This window comes from Bradyrhizobium sp. 164 (assembly GCF_023073715.1).
Taxonomy (GTDB): Bacteria; Pseudomonadota; Alphaproteobacteria; order Rhizobiales; family Xanthobacteraceae; genus Bradyrhizobium.
Genome location: NZ_JADPKA010000038.1, coordinates 42,144 through 68,743, shown reverse-complemented (window position 1 = coordinate 68,743; position 26,600 = coordinate 42,144). Strand labels below are relative to the sequence as shown.

Sequence of the window (26,600 nt, the reverse complement as noted above, 5' to 3'; positions counted from 1 at the left end):
CGCGCTCACCGGCACCGTGCCCTGGTGGACCGGTCTGACCATCGTCGCGATGACCATGATTCGATGCGGCGTGGCGGCCCTTCGTGCCGGCGAGCTTCGCTCAACTGATCTGCCAAGACAAATTCGCGCTCCGAGCGGTCAAGCTGCTCGACGAACTCACAAGCGCACTAGTCGCGGCCAAGCTGGAACTCGGCGCAATAGGCGAGGCGAGCGCCAGCAGACCCAGCAGGCGAACAGTGCCGGCGAAACAATACGGTGACCTCTTCTATCCAGAAGACCTCCGCATCCTAGCTAACATTTTCGATCAGGCAGTCGCAGCTTTACCTCCAGATCGCCGTACGAGCAAATCGCCAAGAACGCAGGCGCCATGAGTCGGGTCGGACTTGGCTTCACGTGTCGTTCCCTGAGCTAGAACAATGTCTTCTTATTACCCGATCGAGTGATCTAACCTACGCCTTATGCAGAATTCCGCCAGGTGCTAGGCGGAACCTCGATTTGATTAGAGGAGTAAGAGTTGAACGTCCGATCGTCCTGGTTTTGAAAACCGGCGGTCCTTTCGAGATCGCCCAGCGATTGGTATACAGGCAGCCTGCTCTTGCTAACAGTTTCGTCTCGTCAGCAGGCAGGCCGCGGGACAGGTGGCAGGACCACTCTCAGGCATCGTCAAGGCAAGAACCGTGTATTCAAGACCTCGGTCTCAGAGGATGAGTACGGTACCCTTGCACTGCAATGCGACCGCCTGCCGGCCGCCGCGGCGCGCAAATGGTCCAGGTCCTAACGGCACTTCGAGTGCGCCGCGAGACGGCTAGTCTCGTCCACGTTTCAGCTGCGACCGAAAGTCTTCTCCGTTGCCCCCGGCGGGCGGGGCAATGCCGCCCAGAGAAGCGCAGCACTCTGACCAAACCACCCAGCCATCACGAATGTCGTTTTCCTGAAACAATCACGGCGTGGGCCACTCCGCGGATCTGCATACTATGTCTGGCTCCACGCACACTGCTGCTGCAGGCCATCTCAAGTGGCAGGGAGTAGCTTGCGGCGCGGCAATAAGGAAGGAAGTGCGTCCCATCTAGATTGTCGCGCGACAGTACCCGAAGGGATTTGATCGTACGTAGCGTCACGTCGTAGGAACCAGGCATCCGCCGCCTCGCGCCGACCAACTAGTCAACCACCCATGGCGGGAGTGTGACGTAACACATCAAAGCAATCCTCCGGATTAGACATCGAGATGACGACACTTCTTCTTTTTCTCACTATGAACTTTTTTCGCGGCTTTGGATTAGGATACGCTATGCGCAGCTGGCGTTCCGCAAGCGACGTGAGCACGCCCGCCTCTATGGCGCTTACTTTCATTCCGGCAGTTCTGCTCCGCCGCCGCACCGAGTTCCCGCACGCCGTGGTTCCTAATGCTGCATTCGGCCTTGCTCAAGCAAGGAAATGGCCGATCTGCCACAGGAGGGCGAACGCCGACCGCCGTCAGTTCGTCGAGCACAGAACCGCAAGGCGGCGTGGAGGGCACGCGCGTGCTCGCGTGGAGTCAGTCCCAAGAGCGCGGTGTAGCGTGTGACTGATGGCCGATGTGACCCGAGACATTGACGGTGAAGACTGCGAGTCGGCCGTTCACGGATGATCGGGTCGGCGGCGGTGCATTCGCAACCGGCCCTGGACCTTGCAAGGTACATTTGTGTGATCTGAGCATGCGCGGAAGCCATTGCCGGAACGAATTCCATCAGCGCTGGTGCACACCGCGGAGAAGACATGTCTGGCACGCGAGTTAGCGCTTGAACTGAATGCGACGGCGAGCACGATTGCGACAGCATCGACAAGGAGCACCTTTCACTCTCCCGCGGCATCTACGCCGCTTCGATGCCCGTGGCTATCTGCACTGGGCGAGAAGAGAGATCCAGAGTTATCGCACGACTTCGACTTTCATCTCGCGCAGGATCAGCACCGCATTGACCGTGACAAATGCTTCCTGGCCGAGTTCGATTCCCCTGAACTCGCCTATCTAAACTGAGAGGTTTCGAAGGTGAGGCTTCCCTCCTAGAACTCGATCCGCGATAGTCAGTACAGCGGATGCATCATGAAACCTGACGAGCGCCTAGCCGAGGTCCTTGAGAATAGCGCGTGTTTTGATGATGAGGCAGGGGAGGTGTGGGCACAGTGCCTCTCACCCACTGAGCGGCTGGCGTATATTCGCAAGCATCGCTCTCACTTCCGGTTCGCAGATTACGATGAAGTGACAGCTGTTGTACGGGGTCGGCGCTTCACCGGTTGCTCATCGCAGCTCCTTCGATGGCGTCACAGGATCAGAGCAAGGGCGTTGCAAAGCGCTTTGCTCTTTTCGGTTGCGGTGTGGCTGGGCGTCATGTGGCTTGCGGTGCGCTTCATCCGCTGAGATCAGCAACCCGCTTTTCGCCCACGCCTACGCAATCTACGTTCGCACGCGAAGGAGCATAGCGAGGCAGTTGAAGATGATCCGCAACGCCGCAACCTGACGCAGGGTTCGGTTCAAGCATTCCTTTCGGCCCAAATGTTGCGATGCAGCTACAGCTATTCGCGCGGATGTTGTTAAGACGCGCGAGGCTCGGGGCACTCAAGACATGAGAGTAGAAATGAAGAACTTGTTGCTTGCGACTGTAAGCATTGTGGCGCTTGGCGCGGTGGCGCCCGCATTCGGCGCGGATCTGGCTGCGCAGCCCGTCCAGCCTCTCTATACCAAAGCTCCGCAGCCTGTTGCGGCTACGATCTACGACTGGAGCGGCTACTACGTCGGTATGAACGGCGGCTTGGGCTCTAGCTCGAATTGCTGGGACTTCAATGGCGGCACGCCTGAGGGCTGCCATGATGCGACCGGCGCTACTGTGGGTGGCCAGATCGGCTATCGAAGGCAGATGGGCCAGATCGTGCTTGGTGTTGAAGGCCAGGGGAACTGGGCTGATTTGACTGGCTCGAATGACAGCGTCGCGTTTGCGGATATCAACAAGACCAAGATTGATGCGTTCGGCGTGGTAACGGGGCAGATCGGTTATGCCGTGGACAACGTATTATTTTACGCCAAAGCTGGTGCCGCAGTGACGAGCAATACCTATCAGATTAGCGCGACCCTCACGGGCGCGCAGCTTGGGAAGAGCGACCACATTTTTTGGGGTGGTGCATTGGGAGCTGGGATTGAGTACGGTTTCGCGCCGAACTGGTCGGTCAGCCTCGAGTACGACCACCTATTCATGCAGCCCGGAGCGGTGCACTTCCCCGCGCCCGCAGGCGGAACCGATCGCATCCGCCAGGATTTCGATCTTCTGACTGCACGGCTCAACTATAAGTTCGGCGGCCCGTTTCTTCTGAAATATTGATCCGCAGTACGAACGGCGGATCGAAAGCCCCGGCCCATGGCCGGGGCTTGCTTTTTGCGAGGGCGGGTCCCAGGCGACTAGGTTGTCGCAATTCAAGCCCAAAAACTGCTCCCATATTGGACGAGTGGCGGCATCCACAACCAACCAGCTTGCGAAGATCACTGTCGCACGCGCGTCATCGATGCGGCGAATGGTCTCCCGTCATGGCCAGTCCACGTCGGATTTAGCCAATCGTGCGAACCTCTCACGCATCGAAGACACGACCAACCCTCGGCGGGATGCGCATCGAGGCTCCCGAAGACGATCGAGATGACAAGCTTGTCAGCTATTCGCGGCAACAGCATCTTCTGCACCTTGGGCTGAACGTCCTCGCTGCTATTGTCATATTGTCACGCTGGTCAGATCGCTCGCTCGTGGCTCCGGCATAGGTCGATACGGGGCAGCGGCGCCGAAACGTCAGATAAGACCGAGGCGAATCGCCTTGGGAACGCAATGGGTACGGCTGTTCGTCTCTAGCTTTCGCATCGCGTTCTTCAGGTGAAAGTTCACGGTATTCTCGCTGACTCTCAGGATGACTCCGATTTCCCAGGATGATTTCCCCTCTTCCACCCAGCGGAGGCAATCCTTTTCTCGTTCGGATAGGGCCACTTGCATATGGCATCTACCCTCCGATGACGGCGCGATTTCTGCAAGCCAATGCGTTGAGACGACTGAGGCGATACTCAGGGTCGACATCGTCGAACCTGGATGCAAAGGATGCGACAGATAGTTGTCCAAATGGTCCGAACAGTGGTACGGTTAGGCCGTGCTTCAGACCGGCCTCTTTGGCCTCGTTCAACACACGCATTTCGCCGGGTTGCAATTGATATTTGTGAGCGAGTTGATCCCATAGAAACGGAGCCGACTGCATCGTCGTACGCCGAACCACGGGATCGATGGCATTGTATCGGCGTTCAGCATAGCGCTCGCACCACGCGGAAGGAAAGTTCACTGTCACGGCGGCTGGCAGATACTCTGGCCGGCGGGTCGGCTCCGCGTCCGTCAGCGCCCCGTAAGCGACTTGACTGAAGCCCTGTTCGCTCGAACAGCTCACAAGCAGATTGAACAACACCTCGGGAGATCGACTCTGTTTTGCGCATTCGATGAAGCAAAATAGGTCCATTTGGTGCCTCCGCCACCGACTTAGGCAACCGGTGCTGCGTCTTTTGAGTGGATCGATTTGGGCAGGGGCCCTGCGCCGCTTCTTCGGGAGGAGGCGGACCTGAAGCGTCCAGCAAATGTCGTACCAGCTGAGGCGCCAGGAGCAGTGCCGCAAAAGCACGAGTGCTGGAGAACTGGGGACGCAACGTTCACTGTTAGAATTCGGACATTCGTCGTAAGAGAGACAACCTTGTTCGCGCTAGCTGAAGAATATACGTTGCATCGGCAAGTACGCGAACGATCGTTTACGCGTTGGTCAGCCTCCCGCCTCTGCCCCGGGGGCCAGCCGAGCTAGCTAGGCCGAGCGCCCGCGTCATAGGGCGCAGAGGCAATTAGACGCAGAAATGGCATGCATCCGCTGCGATACCGGTCTGCCATGGCGGTCGCGCCGTACCGAACGCAACCCTGGAGATCCCCGGTTGCGCGATCGCGTATTGCCAAGCGCTCGTGTTCAAAAGCACCCGGACATGTTTGGGCGAGCGAATCATCCGAATACGGCAATGGCACCTGCGGCTTAAATGACATTCAACTGACCGCACATCATGGGCGTTCTGCTCACGCAGATTGACAGACAGAAGCCGTGCGCATGGTCTTCCTGCAAGGGGCTGGTGCTCCATCTCGGAGATGCACGGCCATAAATCCGCCTTACGAATGGTAGATCATCGGTCCGCTCGGCCAACATGCCCAAGAACTCGCGACCGTCTGCACTACTGACCTCTGCTCGGATTCCAGTTGCCGCGTTTCGGGCGGAGACGAGTTCGGGCGTGATCTCGCGACGATAGTGGCTCGTTGTGCGGTAAGCATAGCGCCCCCAAGCGTCGCTTTTATCGGTCTCCTCCGCGCCATCAATACTGCCCTTGAAATCACCCGTCTCTGCTCTCATCCTGGTAAGCAGCGTCGCTCACGCAGTGTTCGCAGGCGGCTTGCAGCGCCTGATGCATGTCCGCAATGAGATCACTCGGCCCCTCGATGCCGGCGTGAATACGAATCAATGGTCCATCAAATGAAACCGTTGCTTCCGTTCGTTGAGGACCATCGACAGGCAGCACAAGGCTTTCGTACCCACCCCACGACAATCCGATTCCAAAAAGGCGCAGTTTCTGGAAGAAAACCGAAAGCTGGGCCTTGGAGATAGGCTTCAGAACGACGCCGAATAGGCCACTTGCACCCAAGAAATCCCGCTTCCAAATATTGTAGCCAGGATGGTTTTGGAGCGCAGGGTGTAGAACCCGGCCCACTGCCGGGTGGTCTTCCAGGCTTTGAGCCAGCTTGAGGCCATTTTCGTAATGCTGCCTCATGCGAACGGCTAGTGTGCGCAGTCCACGAAGAGCTAAATAGATGTCATCTGGCCCAGCAATCTCCCCGAAATGATGAGCGCTTTGCTGCAGGAGCGGCCACGCTTCCTTGTTAGCGGTAGCAATGCCCAGAAGGGCGTCGGAATGACCAACGATATACTTGGTCGCGGCATGGATCGAGATGTCGACGCCATGGAGAAAGGGTTTGAAATAGAGCGGCGTCGCCCAAGTATTGTCCATGAGCACGAGCGCACCCGATTGATGTGCGATCGAGCACAGCGCGGGCAGATCCTGTACCTCAAACGTCATGGACCCCGGGGATTCCAGGTACACGGCTCGCGTTTTTGTCCCAATCTTCGCCAGTAGATCCGAAGGCTGAGTGGGATGGAAGTACTCCACCTTGACCTCAAATCTAGTTAGAACCTGGTTCGCGAACATCCTCACGGGTTCATAGACGTTATCGCAGATCAAAACATGATCCCCGGCCTTCAGGATCCCGAGAAGTGCGTGGGAGCACGCAGAGAGCCCCGAAGGGAACAAGATCGAACGATACCCGCCCTCCAGTTCACAAATGGCAGCCTCGAGAGCACGAGACAACGGTGAGCCGAATCGTCCGTAGTTCGTCACTGGATTCTGCTTGCGCCTATCCCACTCTTCGAGGGTTTCCGAAACGATCGTGGAACCTCGATAGACAGGAACATTGACCATCCCGGCGTGTTTAGCGGGCGCGCGACCGAGATGAGACAATTGCGTGTTGGGCTCTGGCAAGAGTTTATCCCAAGCGATGCGATCCATACCTCTCCTATCTGGGATCGCGGCGCTTAAATGCGCGGCGAATGCCCACTACTATAATCTGCAACTCGTCTCAGGCGCGACAACTCGAGAACTCTGTATCGTATCCCAACCTTGGAGCAGCTCTCTTCCCAGATCGAAAGCGCTGTCGACCGCACAGTGAGACCGCGCCGGACCGAGCTCCCCGAATATCGGTGATCAGCTTCATTCAGCTCTTCAGTGGGTCAATCACTACAGCAAAGGGCGGGCCAGACGCGCCGGCTGCGCGCTGCAGGCGGATTAAGCCGGCCTGGTCGGATGCCTCGGCCACCAGGCGGATTTCTTGTCGGACAAAAGACGCTGCATGTGGGCTCCTCGCCAAATCGGCTAAATCGGGACGATCTTGATGTGGGTTGACAATTGCACTTCTATGAACTCGCGCGTTGGCGTTTGTTTTTGCAGCTTCCCAATGAAGGCCTAGTTGCTGCACTGCTTATAGCGAAGCGCGGAGCATGATTTGCGCCATTTAAGTCACGGTTACGATCGTTACGCCGCCGTCATGCAAGTTCGTGGTGCAAGAGAATTTCGCAGCCCCACTACGCTGAATGATCACAACTAACAAGAACCGACACCTGACTGAATCGAGAGCTGGCCCTCAGCAGACTTGAATCGTACCTAGCGTCAAGTTGTACTAACTAGCGGTTCGATTCTTCGAACCGAGACACATTCCGGGCTCAAGGTGCCGGCGCGGCACATTGAGGATCTGCGAGGCGCGCTTGAGATGATGGTGGCAGCTCTTATTGTCCTTTCGATTGTCGCCGCCGGTGGGGCCAGCTACGGCGTCCGCACTCGGCGTTTTCGCAGCCGACGAGAGCGCGCGCGGCTGCATATGGCTACGGCCCGCTCCGCAGAGAGCTGCAGCAGTCACGCGCCGTCGCGCAACTCGCTCGAGCAACCCGCCTGCTGGCAACCAGAACCAGATCTTGCGGACCAGAAGCGCTCGACAATAGCCCGCGAGAGCTAAACAATTCACTCGCCTGGGATCTCTTCTCACCTGCAGAATTCGCTGCTGGCCCCCTCGGCAAGGTGCAGCTGATGCGCGAGTTCTTACGTTGTGCTGCGGCGTGTCGCGGCTCCAGAACTACGACAGATGCGTTGCTTCGGCGGGGACGTCCGAACGGAGCGGCGTGCCGCAAGCGGCACGCGTTTCGACGCGCTAAGTTCAAATAATTTGAAACGCAAGCGAGTCAGACTATACCGCGAAGAAGAACCCCAATCCAAGATCGTATGATGGCTGTAGCCAGGCGTGTCTATTCGATTGCCTGCATGCTAACGAAGCTTATGCGCGGTGCGAGGCTTGTTCGCCGATCTTTGCGCTGTACGATCGTCGATCCGCTCTCGGAGGCCTTAACATTCGGGCTCATCGGCCTCATACTATCAATGATCGTGGCAAACCCCGCTTTTTCAGAAAAGCAGGTGATCAGGAATGCAGCGACTGCGCCGATCCCACACTCTACCTGCCGGAATGCCGCACGGGTCTGACCAGCGCTTGCGCGACGTACAGCTCGATTTCAGTGAAGGAGCCCGGACGTCCTAGTCAAGGCGACGCTGGCAACTGGGGGATCGCCGCTTCTATAGCCATTTCGGCATTGACCTTACCGCGATCGCGCTCTCATTGCATGCCGGCCCGGGCACAAAGGCCGTGCGCTCGTCCATTACCCAGCAGGTTGCGAAGATTCTATTCCCCTCAGATGAACGCAATTTGGAGGTCAGGATTCAGGAGGCGCTTGTCGCAATTTGGCTCGAATGGCGGCTCAGCAAGGGATGAAATCCTGAAGGTCTACCTAAACCCTGTGCAGATCGGACGCGGCATCTTCGGCGTCAGTGAAGCTGCGCAGAGTTATTTCCACAAGCAGGTTCAGGATATCGAACTTGGCGCATCAGCCCTGCTTGCCGGCCTGATATATGCGCCACTAGATCTACCTTCGCATGTTGCTCTTCCGAATGCGCGTGACGACCCCATTCCCGCAACAATGCAGTGTCGCCAAACAGGGGTGGCTCGATCGTGAGCACATAGAAACGGGCCATGTTCCGGGCCGGATCGCAAGGTTCAAGCACGAGGTATTGCACCGTGAGTTCGGACATGTGCCAGAATCGCATGCTACCGAAACGGCCGTCCAAATAAACTACTGAATCGATCAGGACGAAACGATTCAAAAATTTCATGCCAGCGAGCAAACGAATGCGGCGCGTTCACCGAATTTCAGGACATTTCTGGGCTATTTTCCAGCCGCTCAAAGAGAGAGAATTGGCGTCGCCCCTGTGGGACTCAGCTTACGGCTGCGCTGAAGCCCCGCAAGCGGGCTTCCCCTTACCGGGCTGCCATCTCCGGATTGAGTCGTCGCACCCATTGTGGCTCGGATTCTGCTCATGGAGCGGCGGACCGCTTCAAGGGAGGCCGCGCTCGCGTTTTAGCGCCGCGCAAAGCACTATGCATTAAGACGATCCTTCGTTCCCTCTAAGGAGCCCGGGCCAGTAGTGTCCGTCTTTCGTCGGTCGCGGCCCAAAAATGGCCTGGCCAACTCTAATGACGTCAGCCCCCTCTTCGATTGCCATCTCGAAGTCGCTTGTCATACCCATAGAGAGCAGGTCAAGTGGCGGCGATATCCTGTCGCGTAGCGCGTCTCGCAACTGCCGCAGCAACTTGAAACACCCGCGAACCTTGTCGGCGTCACGACTGAAGATTGCGAGAGTCATAAAGCCGCGAGGAATTAGGGCCGGATAGTCGGGAAGCCGACGCACAAAGTCGCCCACTTCGTTTGGCGAGAGACCGTATTTGCTCACCTCACCAGAGGTGTTGACCTGGAAGAATACGTCGAGACGTCTACCTTCGGCGCCGAGCCGGGCCTGGAGCGCATCGGCCAATCGTATGCTGTCCAGCGCGTGAAACTCGCTCGCGAATTTGATCATCGAATTCACTTTGTTTGTCTGGAGGTGGCCGATGATACTCCAGTTCAGCGACAGATCGGCGAGATCTCGAGCCTTGCCCTCGGCTTCCTGAACCTTGTTTTCCCCGAAGTTAGAGAGGCCGAGTTCGGACGCGATACGGATGACGGCGGTTGGCACCGTCTTGCTAACGGGCAACAGACGAACTTCCGAGCGGCGACGGCCTGCCCGCACGCAAGCCGTCTTTATCCGTTGTTCAAGTTCATCGAGATTGGAGCGAAAAAGCGAGCGCGGATCATTCGTGAACCTCTCGTTCTCTATTTTCTGACATCGTCCGCCCCTGGTCCCTCACTCGACTCTTCAGTGAGCGAGAGATCGCGACATACTGAATTTCGATCGTTCCGTCCAGATATAGGGCCGTCTTCGCCGCGGTCACATGACGCGCTATCGGCATCTGGGTCAAAGTGCTCTCGCGCCAATCGATTGCAATACACTGTATGATGCCGTTCATTGCGGCTCTCGTGACGAACTTTTTGCGTGGGCGGCGTCAACGCTAGCGCGCTCACCGCGATCGAGCTTGGATACCACAGCAGAGAACAACAGCCGGCGCGACGTGAAGATCGTCGCGACGTCCGCCAGCAGCCATTGCAGCCCTGAAATTCGATGGTTTTCGAACCAAAGGCGGTGACCCATGTCGTCGGTCGTTCGTGGCCGCCAGCGCGCGATCGAGCAAGGCCTCCATCATTCCACAGGGCTGCGACGAGCGTTCGGGCGACGTCGACACCGGCCATGGCACGTTTGAAGCCGTCGCCCGGAGGAAAGAGCACCGCGGCCTCGTCTACGGGGCAATCCGACAATTCGCTCCGAGCGAGCCCCATGGCGTGACAACCGACTAGATCGTACGGCGCCGTCACCGACAAGCCCGCAGATCGTCGCTCCGCCAGAAAGCCAGCCGAACGCGCACGCATGGCCAGTATCGGCCAGGGGTGGGCGAGGCTACCCTGCACCGTGCGTTTGCTGCCGTGCCGATTCTGCGCCATCTCGCGGATGGCGCGTTCGTCGAAATACTTCTTGGCTTGGAGCTCTTGTTGCCTGGGACCGTCTCTCGTCTTTACTGGGCCCGAAGCGACCGGCCCTTGAACGACTAAAAGCTCACTCCGCGGGTCGGGCGGTCGCGACGCCGTTCCCCTCCGCGACGTCGAGCGCCGCAAGGCGCCTTCGGCTTGCGCAAGCGCACGTAGACCTGTGCCGCCAAAAGCGTCAAGCAAAGGAACAGAAAGAACGCGCTGATCGGCCGCTCGACGAAAATCATGGCGTCACCGCGCTCTAGACCAGCAGCGAACGGCGGAAGTTCTCTTCGAGGCGTGGCCCCAGGACGAAGCCGAGCAGGATGGAGGCCCGGTGGAAATCGAGCAACAGCAGCAGATAGCCGGTCAACCCGACGACGACGGTCTCGCCGACGTGGAACATGTCGTTGTTGGTCGAGTAAACGACGATCGCGACGAAGAACACCGCACTTGGGTAGAGATATTTGTAGGCAATCATCAGGAGCTTCACCCAGAGCCCGATCAGCGGGACATTGAGCAGGACCAGCATGATGTTGCCGACCCAGAAGCTCGCGATCAGGCCCCAGAAGATGTGGGGTGCTCTTTGATCAGTTGGGGACCGGGCACGATGCCCTGGATCATCAGCGCACCCAGAATCAGAGCCATGACAGCGTCCCGGGGCTCGAGGCTCATAGTCGGGATGAAGTCACCCTGCACGGACGAATGCGTTCGATGCCTCCGGACAGGCGACGCCTTCAATCATGCCGGTGCCGAACTTCTCTGGCGTTTTCGAAACCTTTTTCTCAGGCGCGTAGGAGATAAAGGAAGCGATCGTTGGTCCCGTTCCGGGAATGAGCGAGCAAAGGCTCCCGATGATGGTGCCGCGCAACATCGCGGGGATCGAGCGGCGGAGCTCATCGCGCGATGGGCGCAGATCGCGCAGGCCGACGTTCGAATATCGCGTGTTCACCTCGGAGCATTGGTTCACGCTCTTCATGAACTCGGCGATACCAAATAGACCGAGAGCGAGTCCGACGAGTTCGATGCCGTCAAGGAGATTCGGGATGCCGAACGTGAAGCGCTCCGAGCCGGTCTCGACATCCGTTCCCACGATTCCTAGAACAGGCCCAGCAGCACCATGAGCAGCCCGGCGTAGAAGTCCTTCTTTTGCAGTATGATCGGCATCTCGGCACCTCTATGCGGTTTTGGTCGCTATCACGACGAGCGCCGACGCCGGTTCGGAAGACACCTGCGTCAGCTTGTGCGGAATCGTGGAGTCGAACTGGATGCAATCGCCCGGATTCAATGTCTCCTTGCGCTTTCCGATGACGAGCTCGATCCGGCCGGTAAGGATGAACAGGATTTCCTCACCTTCGTGGTGACTCATGATGCGACCGCGTTTCGCCGTCTTGGTCGGCCGCACGATAAAGGCGCGCATCGTGCGTTCGGGAGCCAGTCCGGCGACTAGCGACAGGTGCGTGTCCACGTCGCCCGCCTTCCCGTTCTTCGCGCGGACAATCGTGATCGGGTCGTGGTCGTCCGGCTGGCCGTAGAAGCGGTCTAAGGTCGTTCCGAGAGCCTCGGCGATCTTGAGCGCGGAGCCTATCGACGGAGAGGAGAGCCCGCGTTCCAGCTTGGAAAGATAGCTACGGGTCAGACCGGAATCGGCGGCAAGCTGCTCCAGCGTCATGCCGCTCTGCACGCGGAGGAATTTGAGGTTGAGTGTCATTGCGCTCGGCTCTTTTTCGAAGTTATTGCCTGCATCGATCACGCTCCAAACCATCGACAATTCAAACCGTGGAACGGGACCCCCGTCCGATCACAGGTCCAGCACCAGTCTTTGTCCGGCGCAATCGCCCACACAGACGATGAGCTCATTCTGCCGCTCAGCAGGCGAAAGCACGCGATCGCGATGGATGGGCGGCCCCTCGGTCCAGCGCGTGCGGCAGGCACCACAGATGCCGCCGCCGCAGGACACGGGTACGTCGACGCCGAGCGCGTCCAGAGTTCCGAGAAGGCCAACATCTGGCGTGACAGTCGCCAGCTTGTTGCTCGCCGACAGATAGAGTTCGTAGGGAGGCACGTCGCTTCGGGCAATGACCTTCGGCGGGGTGAACATCTCAATGTGTTTGCGCTCGTCCGGCCAGGCCGAAACGGCATCTCCGAAGGTCTTCAACATCGCTGCGGGTCCGCAGCAGGCCGCCAGACCAGATCCGGCGAATTCCTCGAAAATCGCGGCGATGACGGGCTTGGCCTGCGCGTTCGTGTCGTACAGGCGGACACGGCCTGCTTCGATGGCCGGCGCGATCATGTCAGTCAGGACCGGTCGTCCGCGGCTGGTCCAGTGCAGCACGTAGTTTGAGCGCCCTCGGCGCTCGAGATGCCGAATTGCGGAGATGAACGGGGTTACGCCGATGCCTCCCGCAAGGAATATGTTCGTTCCCTCCTGGTCCAGTGCGATCCCGCCGCGCGGCAGCGAGACGGAAATCGGCTGTCCCACCTCCACCCGGTCGTGGAGGAAGTTCGAGCCGCCGCGGCCTTCGCGTTCGCGCTTCACTGCGATCACGTAGCGCCGATCGTCGTCCGGCTCATTGCAGAGCGAATAGGTCCGGACGAGACCCTGCCCCAGGTGAACGTCGATGTGCGCCCCGGGCCTAAACGGTGGCAGCTCCCAATCGTCCTGGTCGACCAGCGTGAAGCGCTTGGTGTCGTTGCCGAGATCCTCGACCTTCGAGACAACGGTGGAGACCGTCTTTACCGCTTTCGCCATCTAGATCGGCCTCACGGCGTCGCCGACGCGCAGCGTGCCCCCCGCGATGATCTTGCAGTTCAGGCCCGACCGGTTGATCAACGGATCGAAGACGGACTTGCCGAGTATCTCCTCGATGTGGCGGCACGGCGTTGAAAGGCGGGTCGCCTCGACAATCGCTTCTCCAAGCCGGAAGCGACGGCCGACGAGATGATTCAGCGGGACGCCTTCGACGGTCACGTTCCGGCGATGTTCCTCGGGCAGCAACTCGATCTTGTGGTCGCGTTGCAGGGCCTCGAACGTCTCCATCTCGAACAGGGTGACCTGCCGTCCCTCCTCCGGCTTGTGGGAGTAGAAGCCTGCTTCGTGGCCGACGAAATATCGATCGCCCTCGATACCGCGTCCAGCGACGAGCTCGAGCGAGGGAAACGAGCGCATCGGCAAAAAGGCGCGCGGGGTCTTGTGCAAGAAGCGAACGACGCCCTGCCAAGACATCGTGACCTCGGGCTGATCGATTGCGATCGCGTCCATCGTGTTTTCTCCCTGGGTCTTAATCCGAATTGGCTTCATCGTGAAGCGGCGAGCGATTTATCGAGCGTCTGGCGCACGTCCGAGCGTACCTGGAGACGACCGGCCCCTTGGTCGTCATCGCCTCCGCGACCGTCGATGGGGCACGTTCCGCGTCCTCAATGACGAAGCCCGTCGCGCCGAAGGCGCGCGCCAAAGCGGCAAAGTCGGGATTCGAAAGATCCGTGCCGTACGGACGATCGGGAAAGGCCCGCTCCTGGTGCGACCGGTTGGTCCCGTAGGACCAGTTATTGGATACGACGATCTTGAGGTTCGCGCCTCTGGCGACAGTCCTCGCATGCTCATTGCCCGTCATCAGGAAGCCGCCGTCTCCGCAGAAGGCGACCACCTGCGGCCCCGGAAAACGAAGGCTTGCGGCGAGCCCGTACGGGTCTCCGCTGCCCATCGCTCCGCAAGCCGAGCCGAGCAGCCGCGCGGTCGGCTCGAGGCTGAAGATGCGATGGACCCATCCGGCGAAATTGCCGGAGTCGGTCGTGACGATGCCATCGGGCCTGAAGTGCGCAGCGATGGCCGTCACCACGTGATCGAAGACGTCCGCCGGTGGTACGCCGAACCGAGGCCAACCATGCGTGGCCATCCGCGCCGCGGCAGCCGCGTGAAGCCACTCGGCGCGGTCCCGCGCCGTCACGGGAGCAGCGAGCATGGCCGACACGAACGCGTGCGATCCGGATACCACCGGGACGTCGGTCCGAACGCGCTTTCCGATCGCATCGGGATCCGGATAGACGTGGACCAACGGCTGGCGCGGTTTGGCCTGTCTGGGAAATGCGAAGCCAAGCGAGGATAGATCGCCCAGACGCGTTCCGACGGCAACGACGAGGTCGGCGCGTTCGAGCAGTTTCACATCAGGCTGAGACGTAAAGAACCCGAACTGACCGGCCCACAGCGGGTGAGAGTTCGGGAATTGGTCCTGCATCTTGTTCATAGTGACGACCGGCACGTTCCATTTCTCGGAAAACGCGACCAGATCTTCGCGGAGCGATGCCGTCCGACATTCGCCGCCGACCAGCAGGATCGGTCGCTCCGCGGCCATCAACGCCGTCCTGGCCTGTTCGATGGCCGCAGCGCCCGGCTCCGGACGCACAGCTCCGTTGGCTGTGGCCGCAAATCTCTCGGCCGGGTCCTCAAGGAGATCTTCCGGCAGTTCGATGGCGACGGGACCGGGCGTTCCCGCATGGGCCACCGCGAGCGCGCGGGCGATCATCTCTGGAACGAGATCCGCCGAGTTCAGACGCACCGACCACTTCAGCACGCCATCGAAAGATCGTCCACAGTCGATCTCCTGCACCGCGTCCCTTGCGAGGTTCGGACGATCGACCTGACCGACCAGCATTACCAGCGGAATTGCCTCCTGCGCGGCCACGTGCAGTCCGAGCGCTGCGTTGAAGGCGCCCGGACCACGGCTCGTCATCACGACGCCTGCGCACCCTGTGAGTTTGGCGTCCGCGACCGCCGCGAGGCTCGCGCTTCCTTCGTGCCGGCAGGTCACCAGATCGAAATCGTTGCGGTCGCGCAGCGCGGCCAGCAGCGCCAGAAAGCTTTCTCCCGGTACGCCGAAGGCCCTGTCCACCCCGTGCGCGACGAGACAGTCCGCGACGAGTTCCGCGACGCGATAGATCATGCGACGCTCCCGTCCTGCGTGATGGTCAGGGAGTCGCCCATGACGCGCAGTGGCGCCTCCGTCCGATCTCGCAGCGCCTCGATCGCGAGGCCGTCGAGTAGCGCCCGAACGGCCAGGCCATCCTCGGTTACTTCGATAATGCAGAGGTTGGTGAAGATGCGGGTCACCACTCCGCGCGCCGTGAGCGGATATCCACATCGCTCCACGATGCGGGAGCGGCCATCCTTAGTGGTGTGGTCCATCATTACCCAGATCGACTTGGCGCCGACCGCCAGATCGATGGCTCCGCCGATGCCGGGCGGAGACCCGTTGTCACCGGTCGTCCAGTTGGCGAGATCGCCGGCCTTGGACACCTGAAAGGCTCCGAGCACGGCGACGTCGAGATGACCGCCTCGCATCATAGCGAATGAGAGGCTGGAGTCGAAGTAGGAACCGCCGGTCCGGAGCGAGATGGGCATCTTCCCTGCATTGATGAGATCCCAGTCCTCTTCGCCCGCCGCCGGCTTCGGACCCACGTTAAGCACGCCGTTCTCGCTGTGAAGGATCACGCCAGACCCTTCCGGTAGGTAGTCAGCGACGTGCGTCGGGGCGCCGATACCGAGATTGACGAATCCTTCCTGCGGCAGATGAAGTGCGACCATGCGCGCCAGCGCATCGCGTGAAAGCGGTATCATCGGGAGCTCCTTGCGAAAACGCGATCGACGAAGATGCATGGAGTGACTATGGCTTCCGGATCCAAATCGCCGACGTTGACCACGCGGTCGACTTCCACGGCGACCGTCCGGCCGGCGGTCGCCATGACCGCGCAGTGGTTGCGCGCCGTCTTGTTGTAGGTGACGTTGCCGAGCGTGTCGGCGAGATGACCTTTGACGAAAGCGAAATCTGCATGAAGCGGTAGCTCAAGAATGAATTCGCGTCCGTCGACGACGATCTTCTCCTTGCCGTCAGCGAATACCGTTCCGACGCCGACGGGAGAAAGGAAGCCGCCGAGACCGGCGCCGCCCGCCCGGATGCGCTCCACCAACGTGCCCTGCGGAACGAGTTCGAGCTCGACCGTGCCGGCACGATATTGTTCGGCGAACTGCTTAGCGCTGCGCGGATAGGAGCAGACGATCTTGCGAACGATCCTGGCTTCGAACCACAGCGACAGATCGTCCTCCGTGGAGCCGGCGTTGTTCGATATCAGCGTCAGGTCGCGGACGCGGCGGTCGAGCACCGCCTTGACCACTCCGAGCGGAAGACCCGCTCCGCCGAACCCGCCCATCATGACGGTGTCGCCGTCCTTGATGCCCTCCACGGCCGCCGCCGCGTCTTCAACCACTACGTTGCGCATCGTTTCGTCCGCCGTGTTTGCTACGGGATTGATTTGGGGTACGTCGCGGACAGGCCGCGGCCGACCCGGTCGAGCAGCATCTCGTTGGTGCCGTCGGCGTAGGCCGCCATCCGGACCTCGGCGAAATGCATGTTCAGGCGGTGGCCCGCGCCGGCGCCCGTCGCGCCCAGGATCCGGACGCACTGATCGATGCCCCAAAGCGCGGTGTCGACAGCGAACTTCTTGGCTTGCGCAGCCAGCGCGACCGGATTTCCCCCGATCTGGATCTGCTCGGCGGCGCGGAAGACGAGCGCGTTGGCGGCCTCGAGCCGGACCGACACCTCCGCCAGCTCCCAGCGCAGGCCCTGATGTCCGGTCAGCGGCTTTCCGAAGGCCTGCCGGCCTTCGCAGTAGTCCACCGCCTCGCACAGCGCCGCATGCAGAGTCGCCACGCACATGGCGGCCACGTGAACGCGGGCCGCGTTGACCGATGCCATCGAAGCTTTGAGCGCGGCGCCCGGCGCTGCAATCAGACACCACTCGGGAATGAAGTGAGCGTCGAAAGCCACTTCGGCCAGACGGAAGGAACGCGCTCCGGGAACAACGATCTCGGTCCGCTTCACCGTCTCGGCCTCGCCGAAAGGCACGTAAAAGCTGGCGATGTCACCCGCCCCGGCAGCGTCTCCGACGCGGGCCAGGACGATGAGACCACCCACCAGCAGGCCGTCGGTCATCCACGCTTTGGTGCCGCTCAGAGCCCAGCCGCTGTCGACCGGAACGGCCGTCGTGGTAAGGGCGGAGACATCGCTGCCGCCGGCCGGCTCGGTCATGGCTGTCGTCAGAAGAAGCTCGCCGCGCAGCGCGGGCTGCAGGAGACGCTCGATCTGGACCGGCGTACCGGTCTGGGAAAGACGCGTCGCTCCGCCTTGGTGATGGTTCAGGCAGAACGCCGCTGCGAAGCCGTGACGCGCCATCTCCTGCGCCACGCGAATCTTGCACAGGTAGGACGCATCCAGTCCACCGTGAGCACGCTTGGCCTGAAGTCCCAGCATGCCGAGCGCCGCCCACTCGGCGATCCACTTTTCCGGAAACGCCTCGCCCCCCATGTGCGCGGCGAAGACGCTCGCGGAAAAGGCACCAGCACAGAACGCCCGCGCCTTCGCCACGTGATCACGCTCGTCGGCGGAAAGATGAGCATCGTACTGATGATAGAAGTCCATAGAAGATCCTTCGGCGAGCTACTTCTGAAGCGGCGCTCCGATGTCCTTGGCCCACTGATTCCAGTAGGCTTCTTCCTTTCCGACGTCGGCCGTGAAGGTCTCCACCGTCGAACCAGCGATCGGAGTTGCGCCGATCGTCTCCAACTGCTTCAGGAACTCCGGATCGCTCGAAGCCTTGTCGAGGGCGGCGCCAATCTTGGCGACGAGGTCCGCGGGAAGGCCCGGCGGACCCGCGACCCCGAACCACGGCGAGATATCGAGACGCTTGCCAGCGGCCTGCTCGATCGTCGGCAGATCCGGGAAGGCCGGCGACCGGTCGGCCGACGTCACCGCGAGCGCCTTCAGGGATCCTGCCTTGACCTGCTGACCTATCGTGGCTTCGGTGAAGAAGCCCACCTGCAATATCCCCGACATGCAATCCACGATCGGTTGATTGCCGCCGGAATAGTTGATGAACGACATTTTCGTATCGTAGGCCATGTCGAACAGCGTGCCACCGATGTGGGATGTCGCCCCGAACGTACCGCCGAAGTTCACCTCCCCCGGGTGCGCCCTCAGATAGGCGACGAGCTCAGGAACGCTGGATACGGGAAATTTCGGGTTCACGACGAGTAGGTTCCGCTGCTTCGCGACCTTCCGGATGTAGGTGAAGCCATTCTGCTGATCGTAGCGCACGGATGAATACAGCGCTTTGGCTCGAGTATTCGAGGATTCCACCGCGACAAGAAGCGTGTACCCGTCGGGCTTCGCGCGGGAGACGTTTGACGCGGCGATCATCCCGCCGGCGCCGCCGTTGTTCTCCACAATGACGGTCTGGTTCAACTCCTTCGAGAGCAAACGGCCGATGACGCGGCCAATGATGTCAGTCGGGCCTCCAGCCGGGAATCCGACGACCAGCTTGATCGTGGTCGAGGGGTAGGCATCGGCCGCATCGGCCGGCTCAGCAAGAAAGCCGAGACAAAGAATGGCGGCGCCGGTGGCAATCGACGTAGCTTTTCGGAAAGAACGAAACATGCAGCGCCTACCTCGAAGGACGATCCACCTTCGAGCCAATGACACTTTGTGTCAAGTAAGAAACTAACGTGACCAGACCCGAGGCGCACAATGACTCGGCAAAAGCTGCCGAATAAGCATACAATGTGCGAAAGCTAGCAAGAAATGGGCCGATTTTGCCGCCCGCTAGCCGAGTTACATGCTTGCCAAGCCCAATGATTGTGTTCTAGACGATCGGTCTAGTGAGGAGCAATGGTTAAATCTGCAGATAATTACCGCCAGCTGAACGTGTCGAGCCGAAACGAAGTCGGCTATGCGCCGACCCGTGACGTTCTGATCCGTTGCGGAATGGAGGTGATGACCCAGCAAGGTTTCGCAGCTACGGGTCTGGACGCGCTGCTGCGCCGTGCCACGGTGCCAAAGGGTTCATTCTACCACTACTTCGAAAGCAAGGCCGACTACGGCCGCGAAATCATGAAGGCCTACGACTCCTTCTTCCGACACAAGCTGGACCGCGCCCTGAACGACCAAAGGCTTGCGCCGTTGGCGCGCATGCGAGCTTTCGTCGAAGACGCCAAAGCGGGCATGGCGAAATACAGTTATACGCGCGGCTGCCTCGTCGGAAACCTCAGCCAAGAGGTCGAAGCGCTGCCCGAGGACTACAGGTCCGCGTTGGACGAGATCGTCAAGGGATGGCAGCGGAAGGTGGCGCATTGCCTGGAACGCGCATACGAGGCCGGCGAGATCGGCAGCGCGGACTGCGATGCCTTGGCTGAGTTCTTCTGGATCGGCTGGGAGGGAGCGGTGATGCGGGCGCGCCTCGTCAAGAATGGCCTCCCGCTCGATACCTTCATCGCCGGCTTCGTCGCCGGCCTGCCGCGTCCGGACGAGCCGAAGGCCAGGCCCAGAAGAAAATCGTGAAGAGGAGTTCGAGTTGTTCAAAGCCGTGTTGATCGAGAAGGACGAGCGGGGATATCGCGCCGACGTCGCCGAATTGCCGGACAGCCGCCTGCCCGACGCTGAGGTGACCGTCGAGGTCGAGTTCAGCACGCTGAACTACAAGGACGGCCTCGCGATTACCGGCAAGGGCCCGATCGTGAGATCCTTCCCGCTGGTGCCCGGGATCGACTTCGCTGGCGTGGTCTCGTCCAGCTCCGACCCGACCTTCGTGCCGGGGGACCGGGTAGTTCTCAACGGCTGGGGTGTCGGCGAACAACATTGGGGCGGCCTGGCGCAGCGAGCAAAGGTCAAGGCCGACTGGTTGATCAAGCTGCCGCCCTCGATGTCTTCCCGCCGCGCGATGATCATTGGTACCGCGGGCTATACCGCGATGCTGTCGGTCGTAGCCCTCGAGAAGTATGGCATCCGTCCCGGCGCGGGCGACGTGCTGGTGACCGGCGCCGGCGGAGGCGTCGGCAGCATCGCGATCATGCTTCTCCACAAGCTCGGTTTCCGCGTCGTGGCTTCGACCGGCCGACCGGACGAGGAGCCCTATCTTAAGAGCCTGGGCGCTGCCAAGATCATCGACCGGTCACAATTGTCGCAGCCCGGCAAGCCGCTGCAGAAGGAACGGTGGATCGCCGCGATCGACTCGGTAGGCAGCCATACACTCGCCAATGTGTGCGCCGGAATCAAAGCGGACGGAGCGGTTGCTGCGTGCGGCATGGCGCAGGGATTGGATTTTCCCGCAAGCGTCGCCCCCTTCATCCTGCGAGGAGTGGCGCTGTTCGGCATCAACAGCGTGACCCGCCCGAAGGCAGAACGTGTCGAAGCCTGGGATCGTCTCGCTTCCTTGCTTACCGAAGCCGATCTGGAGAAGACGGCGGTCGAGATCAGTCTGAACGACGTCGTCGCCGCGGCTGGCGGCCTGATGAGTGGCCAAGTGCGCGGGCGCACGGTCGTCAACGTCAATAGATGACATCGACCGAAAAGTAGAGCGATGCGACTGGGGCGGTCGCACCTCGAAACAAACCTGAAGGCAATGACCGCTCGTCCAAAGATGGGAGATCCCCAAACATGGCTGCTTCGGAATTAATTGCAAGGGATGGACCTGGGTTCGGGTTCTCGACACGAGCGATCCACCATGGGTATGACCCTGCCCATCACTCTCGCGCGGTATCTCATCCCATTCATATGACGTCGACCTTCGCCTTCGACAGCGTCGCCGAATTGGATGCGGTGGCCGCATTGGGGGGCAAACTGTATGGGCGGGAGTTCAATCCGACGACCGCATTGCTGGAATCCCGCTTGGCAAACTTGGAGGGTGCCGAAGACGCCGTCGTACTGGCCTCGGGAATGGCCGCGTTCGGTGCCTTGGTTCTTTCGCTCTTATCCCAAGATGACGAACTCATCGTCCATCGGACTTTGTATTCGAATACGACAACCATGACGGAACAGGGCTTGCCTCGCTTCGGCATAAAGACCATCCCTGTCGATCTCAGTGATCCCGCCAATCTGGATGCTGTTCTCACATCTCGCAGTAGAGTCGTCTACTTTGAGACGCCGGTCAATCCCACAGGGGACGTCCTCGACATCGAAGCCATTGCGAAACGTGCGCGGCGGGCCGGCCTCCTGGTGATCGTCGACGGTACATTTGCATCTCCCGCGCTGCAGAGGCCTCTCCAATGGGCGGACATCGTGCTCCACTCCCTTACCAAATATATCAGCGGGCATGGAGACGTTCTCGGAGGGGCTCTCCTGGGACGGAGCGAACTGATCGAAAAAATACGTGATCGCGGCTTGCGCTACATCACCGGTGCCGTCATGTCGCCGATGGTTTCGTCTCTGATTTTGCGCGGGATCAAGACACTTCCTCTCCGGATGGACCGCCACGGGTCCAACGCACTCGCGATTGCGCGCATGCTCGACGCCCACTCGGCGGTAGAGTGGGTGAATTATCCATTTCTGCCGTCCCATCCGCGGCATGCAATCGCAAAGAGACAAATGTCAGCGGGATCCGGAATGCTGTCCTTTGGTCTTCGTGGTGGTTTTGATGCTGCCCGCTGTTTTCTCGACCATCTCAAGCTAATTACGCTTGCCGTCAGTCTCGGAGACGCTGAAACGCTCATCATGCATCCCGCGAGCCTGGTTCATGCCCGGCGCGCTGTTCGTCCCGAAGCACGCCTTCAAAGGGGCGTCGGAGATGACTTGATTCGCCTGTCGGTTGGTCTGGAAGACGAGGCAGATTTGCTCGGCGACCTCGGGCAGTCCCTAAACCGTCTTTAGTTCACCCGCAACGAGTGTTCGTCAAGGAGAGGCCAAACATGATTGCCCCGCCGCCAGGACTCGAGCCCGCCATGGACTTTGCTCGGGTTGGTCTAACCCCGCAGAAAGAAGTCGTCCGAAAGTTCTACAAGGACATGTGGGACAATGCGGACGTTGCTCTAATCCCCGAAATATTTCAGCCCGGATTCACCTTCCGGGGCTCCCTCGGTCCTGTCCTCGTCGGCTTCGATCAGTTCGCTGACTACGTCAGATGGGTGACAGACTCTCTGGAGAACTACACGTCTGATATCCTCGATCTGCTCGAGGAGGGCAACGCGGTCTCGGGAAAGCTGCGCTTCCACGGCATCCATCGGAAGCCGATGTTCGGCCATGCACCCACCGGACGCCACGTGTGGTGGTACGGTGCGCCGATCTTCACGTTTCGAGGCGACAAGGTGAGCGATCTGTGGGTCTTGGGCGACATCCACGGACTGATCGGTCATCTCGCCCCGCCGGATGCGACGAGCAAGGCGGAATTCACAACGGACAAGTAGCCCTGCTCCATGAGCGCTCGCGCGGAGCGGACCACCTTTGACCCATTAACGGAGACAAGCCATGTATACGCCTCCCGCATTCAAGGACGAAGACGTCGAGAGTATCCGCGCGACCATCCGCGACGCCCGCCTGGCCAATCTGGTGACGGCGACTGCCGAGGGCCCGCTTGCGACGCCGCTTCCATTGTTTCTCGACGAAAGCGAGGGCGAGCGCGGCGTGATCTACGGGCATCTGGCGAAGGCCAATCCGCAGTGGCAGGTTCCTCCGATCGGAAACGCGGTCACGATCTTCATGGGTCCAGAGGCCTATGTAACGCCTTCGTGGTACGCGACCAAGCAGGAGACCGGCAAGGTCGTGCCGACCTGGAACTACGTCGCCGTGCACGCGTACGGGCCCGTCGAGTTCTTCCAGGATCCAGAGCGTCTGCTCGACGTTGTGACTCGCCTGACGCGGAAGCACGAAGCAGCGCGTGCGAAGCCATGGGCCGTCTCGGACGCTCCCGCGGATTTCATTGCCGGCCAGTTGCGCGGCATCGTCGGGATCCGCATCCCCGTCGTGCGCTTCGAAGGCAAGCGCAAGATGAGCCAGAACCGTCCAATGGCCGATCGCGTCGGCGTCGCGGCGGGTTTGGCGGCCAGCGAGAATCCTGCGGATCGCGCCGCGGCCCCTCTAATTCCCGTACCTGTCTAGCTTTCGGAGGTACGATGTTCGAGCTTCAGACGTTCGCGCTGTTCTTGGCCGCAGCTACGGTCGTGGCGGTCACGCCGGGGCCGGGCATTTTCTACATCGTCGCCCGCACGCTGGCCAGCGGCCGGACCGAGGGATCAGCATCCAGCGTCGGCTTGGGTCTCGGTGGTTTCGTACATCTCGGCCCTGGTGATGGCGAGCGCGGAAGCGTTCACTGCGCTGAAGATCGCCGGCGCGCTCTTTCTCATCTGGCTCGGCATCAAGACTTGGAGGGAAGCGCGAGTCCCCGCGCCGGCCGAAGTCCAGACGACGGCGCTGGCCGTGCACTGCCCAAAAGGCATCCTCGTGAATCCAAAGACGGCCGCGTTCTTCCTGGCCTTTATTCCGCAGTTCGTCGACACGAGCGTGAACGTGGCGCTGCAGTTCGTTGTGCTCGGCACGATTTCCGTCGCCTTGAACACTGGCGTAGACCTGATCGTGACCCGTTGGGCGGCAAAAGCGAGGGATCGACTCGCCGGGCGACCGACGGGTCTCTACATCGGGACAAGCGATCCCGTAATGGGTGAGCAACGTTGCACAGAACAGGAAGGGTAGCTCGAATTTCCTCACGGCATACATACAAGGGGGCATACGTGATGGCGAAACGCTGCGTCCTTGTGCCGAGTCGTTCGCACGGAGGCTTGGCACAAATTTCCGGCTGTTGAAGATAAATGGCTTCGACGAACTATTTGCCGACCTCGGAAGAACTGGTAGGGCACGACGGCTGCACAGCCGATTAAGCGATGCGTCTGCGCAAGCTTCGCGGGTGCAGGCGTTTGACGAACGCGTGGTCCTTAAATTGGCTGCGAGTCAATCGGAGCTTCCTGTTAAGCAAGGTTGCACGCCCCTCGGATGTCAGCACACTCATCATGAGGACGGATGGAAAGGGCATACGGTCCCAGCGTGCGCAGATGAAGTTGGCGCCCTCGAAATCTGGTGGCAGGGCGACGGCTCGATCGATACCGAAAAGAGCGAACCATTCATCTTCGTTCTTGCGTTCAAGCACGAGCTCTCCACTGACGGGGGTCGGCCCTCAGACGAAACACGTCATGGCCAACTATTTGCTGCTCCTTCGTATCGATTCGTAGCGGTGCAATCGGTGCCGGACCGGGAAAGCCGGCATCGGCAAGCCAGTCGCAGTCCTCTATGGTCACGATCAATGCCTGATGTGTGCGTGGGCCACCTTCCGGAGCCCCCATGCGCCCCCTGCAAAGAATGGCCCAGACCGTGAAATCGAGTGCTTCGAGCGCCAAGCCAAACAACTTGTTCAATTCGAAGCAATAGCCGCCTCACCGGGCATGGATCAGTTTGGCCCAGATCGACTTCAGTCAGATCGGCGATATCGCCTAGCAGAACATCAAAGTTCTCGTAGGGGATCGCACGCATTTGAGCCTGCTGTAGCGCAAGAAGGCCATCAAGCGTTGTCGGGACTTGAGCAAGGCCGATCCGATCGGGATAGGTCGCAATTTCAAATGCCATGGCACGTCCTTGATATCTGGATTCGTTTGATTAAGGGGCCGGACGCGCGATGACTTCGCAGGGCAACGTGTAGAAGGTGACCATCTCTCCTATAGAAATGAAACAGCCTGAGCACTCCGACGACAGCTTCAGTGCCGGTATCGAGCCAACGGGCAATTTGTGCACGGCCGGAACAGCCCGTAGGACTTCCGACCGCGGCGGTTTGCAACGGCGATCTTCCAGCCTTGCGAATCATGTCGTCTCGCCTCGCCGCGAACGCTCCGCGTTTCCAGATCCACAGGGCGCCTGGTTGCCAGATACAGGCGTGGCGTTTACGAATCGCCTGCGTTGAGCTCATCAAATATCCTAGCCGGGCGCTTTGCTTCGCTCTTGCGCGAACAAGTTGATCTGCGGGCGCTTCTGCATTTCGGCAATCCACATGATGCCCCTGGCCGTCGGAACGGCCGCTTGTCGCCACCTGATCTGCGATTACCTGCCGCGCTGGGCTGAGATCCTGGATGATTTCGAGATTTCCACCGTGTCGGCAATATGGCCGGTCGCGCGATGCCATCCATTGTGCTGCGTAGCGCCGCCAACGTTCGAAGAATGACGGAGTTGCTCGATAGAATAGATAGCTTTCATCTGAACTCTTGAATCGTGACGGCGAGAGACCGCTGTTCTTGAAATGCGTCCTTCACCGTCGCTGCAATCAACATGCCGAAAACCGTTATGCTAGTCTTGCTGCAAGACAACAACACCATGTGCTTTGCGAGCGCGCGCGGAAACATTTTAGCCTGATGTCAGCGGCCAGACATGAACGTCTTCAAGACGACACGGCTGAAAACAAACATAGGCGAGTCAAAACAAAATACGGTCCCCTTGCCGACCTCGCTCGCGTCTGCGCCATGTGCCTGAACCTAACATTCTGTGAAGTCTAGCCCAATCGTGCGAGCTTCGTTCACAAACGCCTCCTCATTTATGTGACGCTTCAATAGCCTTCACTTTGCGCATAGATGCCGTCACGGAGCGTCTACCCCTTCAAAGCGGCAACAACGGCGGACAGCGCTGTTCGCTCCGTGACATCAAGGAGATCGGAGCGCGCACGAATTCAAACAGCACAGGGCCGGATGGTCCCTCGGTGGGGCGTCCAGTTCGCTGAACGTCGTCGTTCTTCAGCGTACGGTTGGGACTGGCCGCTTGAGGATTGGACAAAGACATTCCCGCCGCGTCAACAGTCGCGTAACCCTCTTTGCTGCGGCTTCTAGGCGGAGCATCGCGGGATAGCCCCCATCAGGCACCGTGCCCACCAAAGCTGACTTTTGGTGGCCGCCATCTCGGAAGTCCGGCAGCCGGATCAGGGCGGCTTTTTCGAATCACACGCTTCGTTTGCCAATTTCGGCGAAGCCTCATGCGCGCGAAAGAGGGCTTGGTACGAGCCTTGCTTGCTGAGGCGCGAAACCATGTGCTTCGCGCGAGCCGACGGATTACCTCCGCTCGGTGTCGGTTTCAGACATTGGATGTCTGCAACCGGACAGGGTGAAAAACAACAACGCGCAACGGGCGATA

General features: G+C 60.1%; 23 protein-coding genes and 2 pseudogenes. 8 read left to right on the top strand and 17 right to left on the bottom strand.

What is annotated here, in order from left to right; translation table 11 throughout:
- The first annotated feature begins 2,612 nt into the window (after positions 1–2,612).
- Complete coding sequence (locus tag IVB01_RS14745) at positions 2,613–3,350, top strand: outer membrane beta-barrel protein (protein WP_247494661.1); 738 nt, start codon at positions 2,613–2,615, stop codon at positions 3,348–3,350.
- Between the two features lie 456 nt (positions 3,351–3,806).
- Here IVB01_RS14745 and IVB01_RS14740 read toward each other — a convergent pair whose 3' ends face one another.
- The 3 genes from IVB01_RS14740 to metC all read right to left on the bottom strand — a co-directional run bounded on the left by IVB01_RS14740 (position 3,807) and on the right by metC (position 6,640).
- The gene (locus tag IVB01_RS14740; RefSeq protein ID WP_247494660.1) at positions 3,807–4,004 is read right to left on the bottom strand and encodes a helix-turn-helix transcriptional regulator; all 198 of its coding nucleotides are present in this window, start codon (positions 4,002–4,004) and stop codon (positions 3,807–3,809) included.
- 7 nt (positions 4,005–4,011) lie between these two features.
- Positions 4,012–4,512, bottom strand: a complete 501-nt coding sequence (locus IVB01_RS14735) for an autoinducer binding domain-containing protein (protein WP_247494659.1) — start codon at positions 4,510–4,512, stop codon at positions 4,012–4,014.
- 901 nt (positions 4,513–5,413) lie between these two features.
- Positions 5,414–6,640, bottom strand: a complete 1,227-nt coding sequence (metC, locus tag IVB01_RS14730; protein ID WP_247494658.1) for a cystathionine beta-lyase — start codon at positions 6,638–6,640, stop codon at positions 5,414–5,416.
- Between the two features lie 1,655 nt (positions 6,641–8,295).
- Between metC and IVB01_RS14725 the strand changes: the two genes are divergently transcribed.
- The gene (locus IVB01_RS14725; protein ID WP_346659339.1) at positions 8,296–8,685 is read left to right on the top strand and encodes a transglycosylase domain-containing protein; all 390 of its coding nucleotides are present in this window, start codon (positions 8,296–8,298) and stop codon (positions 8,683–8,685) included.
- Here IVB01_RS14725 and IVB01_RS14720 read toward each other — a convergent pair.
- The 12 genes and pseudogenes from IVB01_RS14720 to IVB01_RS14670 all read right to left on the bottom strand — a co-directional run.
- Positions 8,630–8,761: pseudogene (locus tag IVB01_RS14720) on the bottom strand (WGR domain-containing protein); the annotation flags it as partial. The gene IVB01_RS14725 and the pseudogene IVB01_RS14720 overlap by 56 nt on opposite strands.
- A 351-nt stretch (positions 8,762–9,112) precedes the next feature.
- Positions 9,113–9,883, bottom strand: a complete 771-nt coding sequence (locus tag IVB01_RS14715; RefSeq protein ID WP_247494665.1) for a YggS family pyridoxal phosphate-dependent enzyme — start codon at positions 9,881–9,883, stop codon at positions 9,113–9,115.
- Between the two features lie 1,005 nt (positions 9,884–10,888).
- Positions 10,889–11,274 (bottom strand): annotated as a pseudogene (locus IVB01_RS35350) (tripartite tricarboxylate transporter permease).
- 40 nt (positions 11,275–11,314) lie between these two features.
- Positions 11,315–11,719 carry a tripartite tricarboxylate transporter permease gene (locus IVB01_RS35345; RefSeq protein ID WP_346659338.1) on the bottom strand — a complete coding sequence of 135 codons (405 nt, stop codon included), beginning with the start codon at positions 11,717–11,719 and terminating at the stop codon, positions 11,315–11,317.
- A gap of 84 nt (positions 11,720–11,803) precedes the next feature.
- Positions 11,804–12,379 carry a helix-turn-helix domain-containing protein gene (locus IVB01_RS14705; protein ID WP_247296234.1) on the bottom strand — a complete coding sequence of 192 codons (576 nt, stop codon included), beginning with the start codon at positions 12,377–12,379 and terminating at the stop codon, positions 11,804–11,806.
- 48 nt (positions 12,380–12,427) lie between these two features.
- Positions 12,428–13,378 (bottom strand): PDR/VanB family oxidoreductase, encoded by a 951-nt coding sequence (locus IVB01_RS14700; protein WP_247494656.1) that lies wholly within the window; start codon positions 13,376–13,378, stop codon positions 12,428–12,430.
- Positions 13,379–13,888 (bottom strand): MOSC domain-containing protein, encoded by a 510-nt coding sequence (locus IVB01_RS14695; protein ID WP_247296228.1) that lies wholly within the window; start codon positions 13,886–13,888, stop codon positions 13,379–13,381.
- A 19-nt stretch (positions 13,889–13,907) separates the two neighbouring features.
- Complete coding sequence (locus tag IVB01_RS14690) at positions 13,908–15,566, bottom strand: thiamine pyrophosphate-dependent enzyme (protein WP_247494655.1); 1,659 nt, start codon at positions 15,564–15,566, stop codon at positions 13,908–13,910.
- Entirely contained in the window at positions 15,563–16,240 is a 678-nt protein-coding gene (locus IVB01_RS14685) for a 3-oxoacid CoA-transferase subunit B (protein WP_247494664.1), read from the bottom strand. The genes IVB01_RS14690 and IVB01_RS14685 overlap by 4 nt, the downstream gene beginning before the upstream one ends.
- Positions 16,237–16,899, bottom strand: a complete 663-nt coding sequence (locus IVB01_RS14680; protein ID WP_247494654.1) for a 3-oxoacid CoA-transferase subunit A — start codon at positions 16,897–16,899, stop codon at positions 16,237–16,239. The genes IVB01_RS14685 and IVB01_RS14680 overlap by 4 nt, the downstream gene beginning before the upstream one ends.
- 20 nt (positions 16,900–16,919) lie before the next feature.
- Positions 16,920–18,098 carry an acyl-CoA dehydrogenase family protein gene (locus tag IVB01_RS14675; RefSeq protein ID WP_247494653.1) on the bottom strand — a complete coding sequence of 393 codons (1,179 nt, stop codon included), beginning with the start codon at positions 18,096–18,098 and terminating at the stop codon, positions 16,920–16,922.
- An 18-nt stretch (positions 18,099–18,116) separates the two neighbouring features.
- Positions 18,117–19,157 carry a tripartite tricarboxylate transporter substrate binding protein gene (locus IVB01_RS14670; RefSeq protein WP_247494652.1) on the bottom strand — a complete coding sequence of 347 codons (1,041 nt, stop codon included), beginning with the start codon at positions 19,155–19,157 and terminating at the stop codon, positions 18,117–18,119.
- A 291-nt stretch (positions 19,158–19,448) separates the two neighbouring features.
- Between IVB01_RS14670 and IVB01_RS14665 the strand changes: the two genes are divergently transcribed.
- The 6 genes from IVB01_RS14665 (at position 19,449) to IVB01_RS14640 (ending at position 24,131) form a co-directional block, all read left to right on the top strand.
- Positions 19,449–20,012 carry a TetR/AcrR family transcriptional regulator gene (locus IVB01_RS14665; RefSeq protein ID WP_247494651.1) on the top strand — a complete coding sequence of 188 codons (564 nt, stop codon included), beginning with the start codon at positions 19,449–19,451 and terminating at the stop codon, positions 20,010–20,012.
- A gap of 13 nt (positions 20,013–20,025) precedes the next feature.
- On the top strand, positions 20,026–21,009 hold the full coding sequence (locus IVB01_RS14660; RefSeq protein ID WP_247494650.1) for an MDR family oxidoreductase: 984 nt from the start codon (positions 20,026–20,028) through the stop codon (positions 21,007–21,009).
- Positions 21,010–21,107: 98 nt separating this feature from the next.
- On the top strand, positions 21,108–22,316 hold the full coding sequence (locus IVB01_RS14655; RefSeq protein WP_247494649.1) for a PLP-dependent aspartate aminotransferase family protein: 1,209 nt from the start codon (positions 21,108–21,110) through the stop codon (positions 22,314–22,316).
- A gap of 38 nt (positions 22,317–22,354) precedes the next feature.
- A complete protein-coding gene (locus IVB01_RS14650) occupies positions 22,355–22,849 on the top strand; it encodes an ester cyclase (protein WP_247494648.1) in 495 nt (164 codons plus the stop codon).
- A 61-nt stretch (positions 22,850–22,910) separates the two neighbouring features.
- Positions 22,911–23,540: an FMN-binding negative transcriptional regulator gene (locus tag IVB01_RS14645; protein ID WP_247494647.1), complete on the top strand. Its 630-nt coding sequence runs from the start codon at positions 22,911–22,913 to the stop codon at positions 23,538–23,540.
- A gap of 162 nt (positions 23,541–23,702) precedes the next feature.
- Complete coding sequence (locus IVB01_RS14640; protein WP_247494646.1) at positions 23,703–24,131, top strand: LysE family translocator; 429 nt, start codon at positions 23,703–23,705, stop codon at positions 24,129–24,131.
- Between the two features lie 181 nt (positions 24,132–24,312).
- On the opposite strand, the gene IVB01_RS14635 is transcribed toward IVB01_RS14640, so the two are convergent.
- Complete coding sequence (locus tag IVB01_RS14635; RefSeq protein WP_247494645.1) at positions 24,313–24,582, bottom strand: hypothetical protein; 270 nt, start codon at positions 24,580–24,582, stop codon at positions 24,313–24,315.
- Positions 24,575–24,829, bottom strand: coding sequence for an arylamine N-acetyltransferase (locus IVB01_RS14630; RefSeq protein ID WP_247494663.1), 255 nt, complete (start codon positions 24,827–24,829; stop codon positions 24,575–24,577). Before IVB01_RS14630 ends, IVB01_RS14635 begins: the two co-directional genes overlap by 8 nt.
- Positions 24,830–26,600 lie beyond the last annotated feature (1,771 nt).

Excerpts from the sequence above, each read along its gene's own strand:
- IVB01_RS14745 (WP_247494661.1), top strand. The coding sequence starts at position 2,613 with ATGAAGAACTTGTTGCTTGCGACTGTAAGCATTGTGGCGCTTGGCGCG.
- IVB01_RS14740 (WP_247494660.1), bottom strand. The coding sequence starts at position 4,004 with ATGCAAGTGGCCCTATCCGAACGAGAAAAGGATTGCCTCCGCTGGGTG.
- IVB01_RS14735 (WP_247494659.1), bottom strand. The coding sequence starts at position 4,512 with ATGGACCTATTTTGCTTCATCGAATGCGCAAAACAGAGTCGATCTCCC.
- metC (WP_247494658.1), bottom strand. The coding sequence starts at position 6,640 with ATGGATCGCATCGCTTGGGATAAACTCTTGCCAGAGCCCAACACGCAA.
- IVB01_RS14725 (WP_346659339.1), top strand. The coding sequence starts at position 8,296 with ATGCCGGCCCGGGCACAAAGGCCGTGCGCTCGTCCATTACCCAGCAGG.
- IVB01_RS14700 (WP_247494656.1), bottom strand. The coding sequence starts at position 13,378 with ATGGCGAAAGCGGTAAAGACGGTCTCCACCGTTGTCTCGAAGGTCGAG.
- IVB01_RS14695 (WP_247296228.1), bottom strand. The coding sequence starts at position 13,888 with ATGGACGCGATCGCAATCGATCAGCCCGAGGTCACGATGTCTTGGCAG.
- IVB01_RS14690 (WP_247494655.1), bottom strand. The coding sequence starts at position 15,566 with ATGATCTATCGCGTCGCGGAACTCGTCGCGGACTGTCTCGTCGCGCAC.
- IVB01_RS14685 (WP_247494664.1), bottom strand. The coding sequence starts at position 16,240 with ATGATACCGCTTTCACGCGATGCGCTGGCGCGCATGGTCGCACTTCAT.
- IVB01_RS14680 (WP_247494654.1), bottom strand. The coding sequence starts at position 16,899 with ATGCGCAACGTAGTGGTTGAAGACGCGGCGGCGGCCGTGGAGGGCATC.
- IVB01_RS14675 (WP_247494653.1), bottom strand. The coding sequence starts at position 18,098 with ATGGACTTCTATCATCAGTACGATGCTCATCTTTCCGCCGACGAGCGT.
- IVB01_RS14665 (WP_247494651.1), top strand. The coding sequence starts at position 19,449 with ATGACCCAGCAAGGTTTCGCAGCTACGGGTCTGGACGCGCTGCTGCGC.
- IVB01_RS14655 (WP_247494649.1), top strand. The coding sequence starts at position 21,108 with ATGGCTGCTTCGGAATTAATTGCAAGGGATGGACCTGGGTTCGGGTTC.
- IVB01_RS14650 (WP_247494648.1), top strand. The coding sequence starts at position 22,355 with ATGATTGCCCCGCCGCCAGGACTCGAGCCCGCCATGGACTTTGCTCGG.
- IVB01_RS14645 (WP_247494647.1), top strand. The coding sequence starts at position 22,911 with ATGTATACGCCTCCCGCATTCAAGGACGAAGACGTCGAGAGTATCCGC.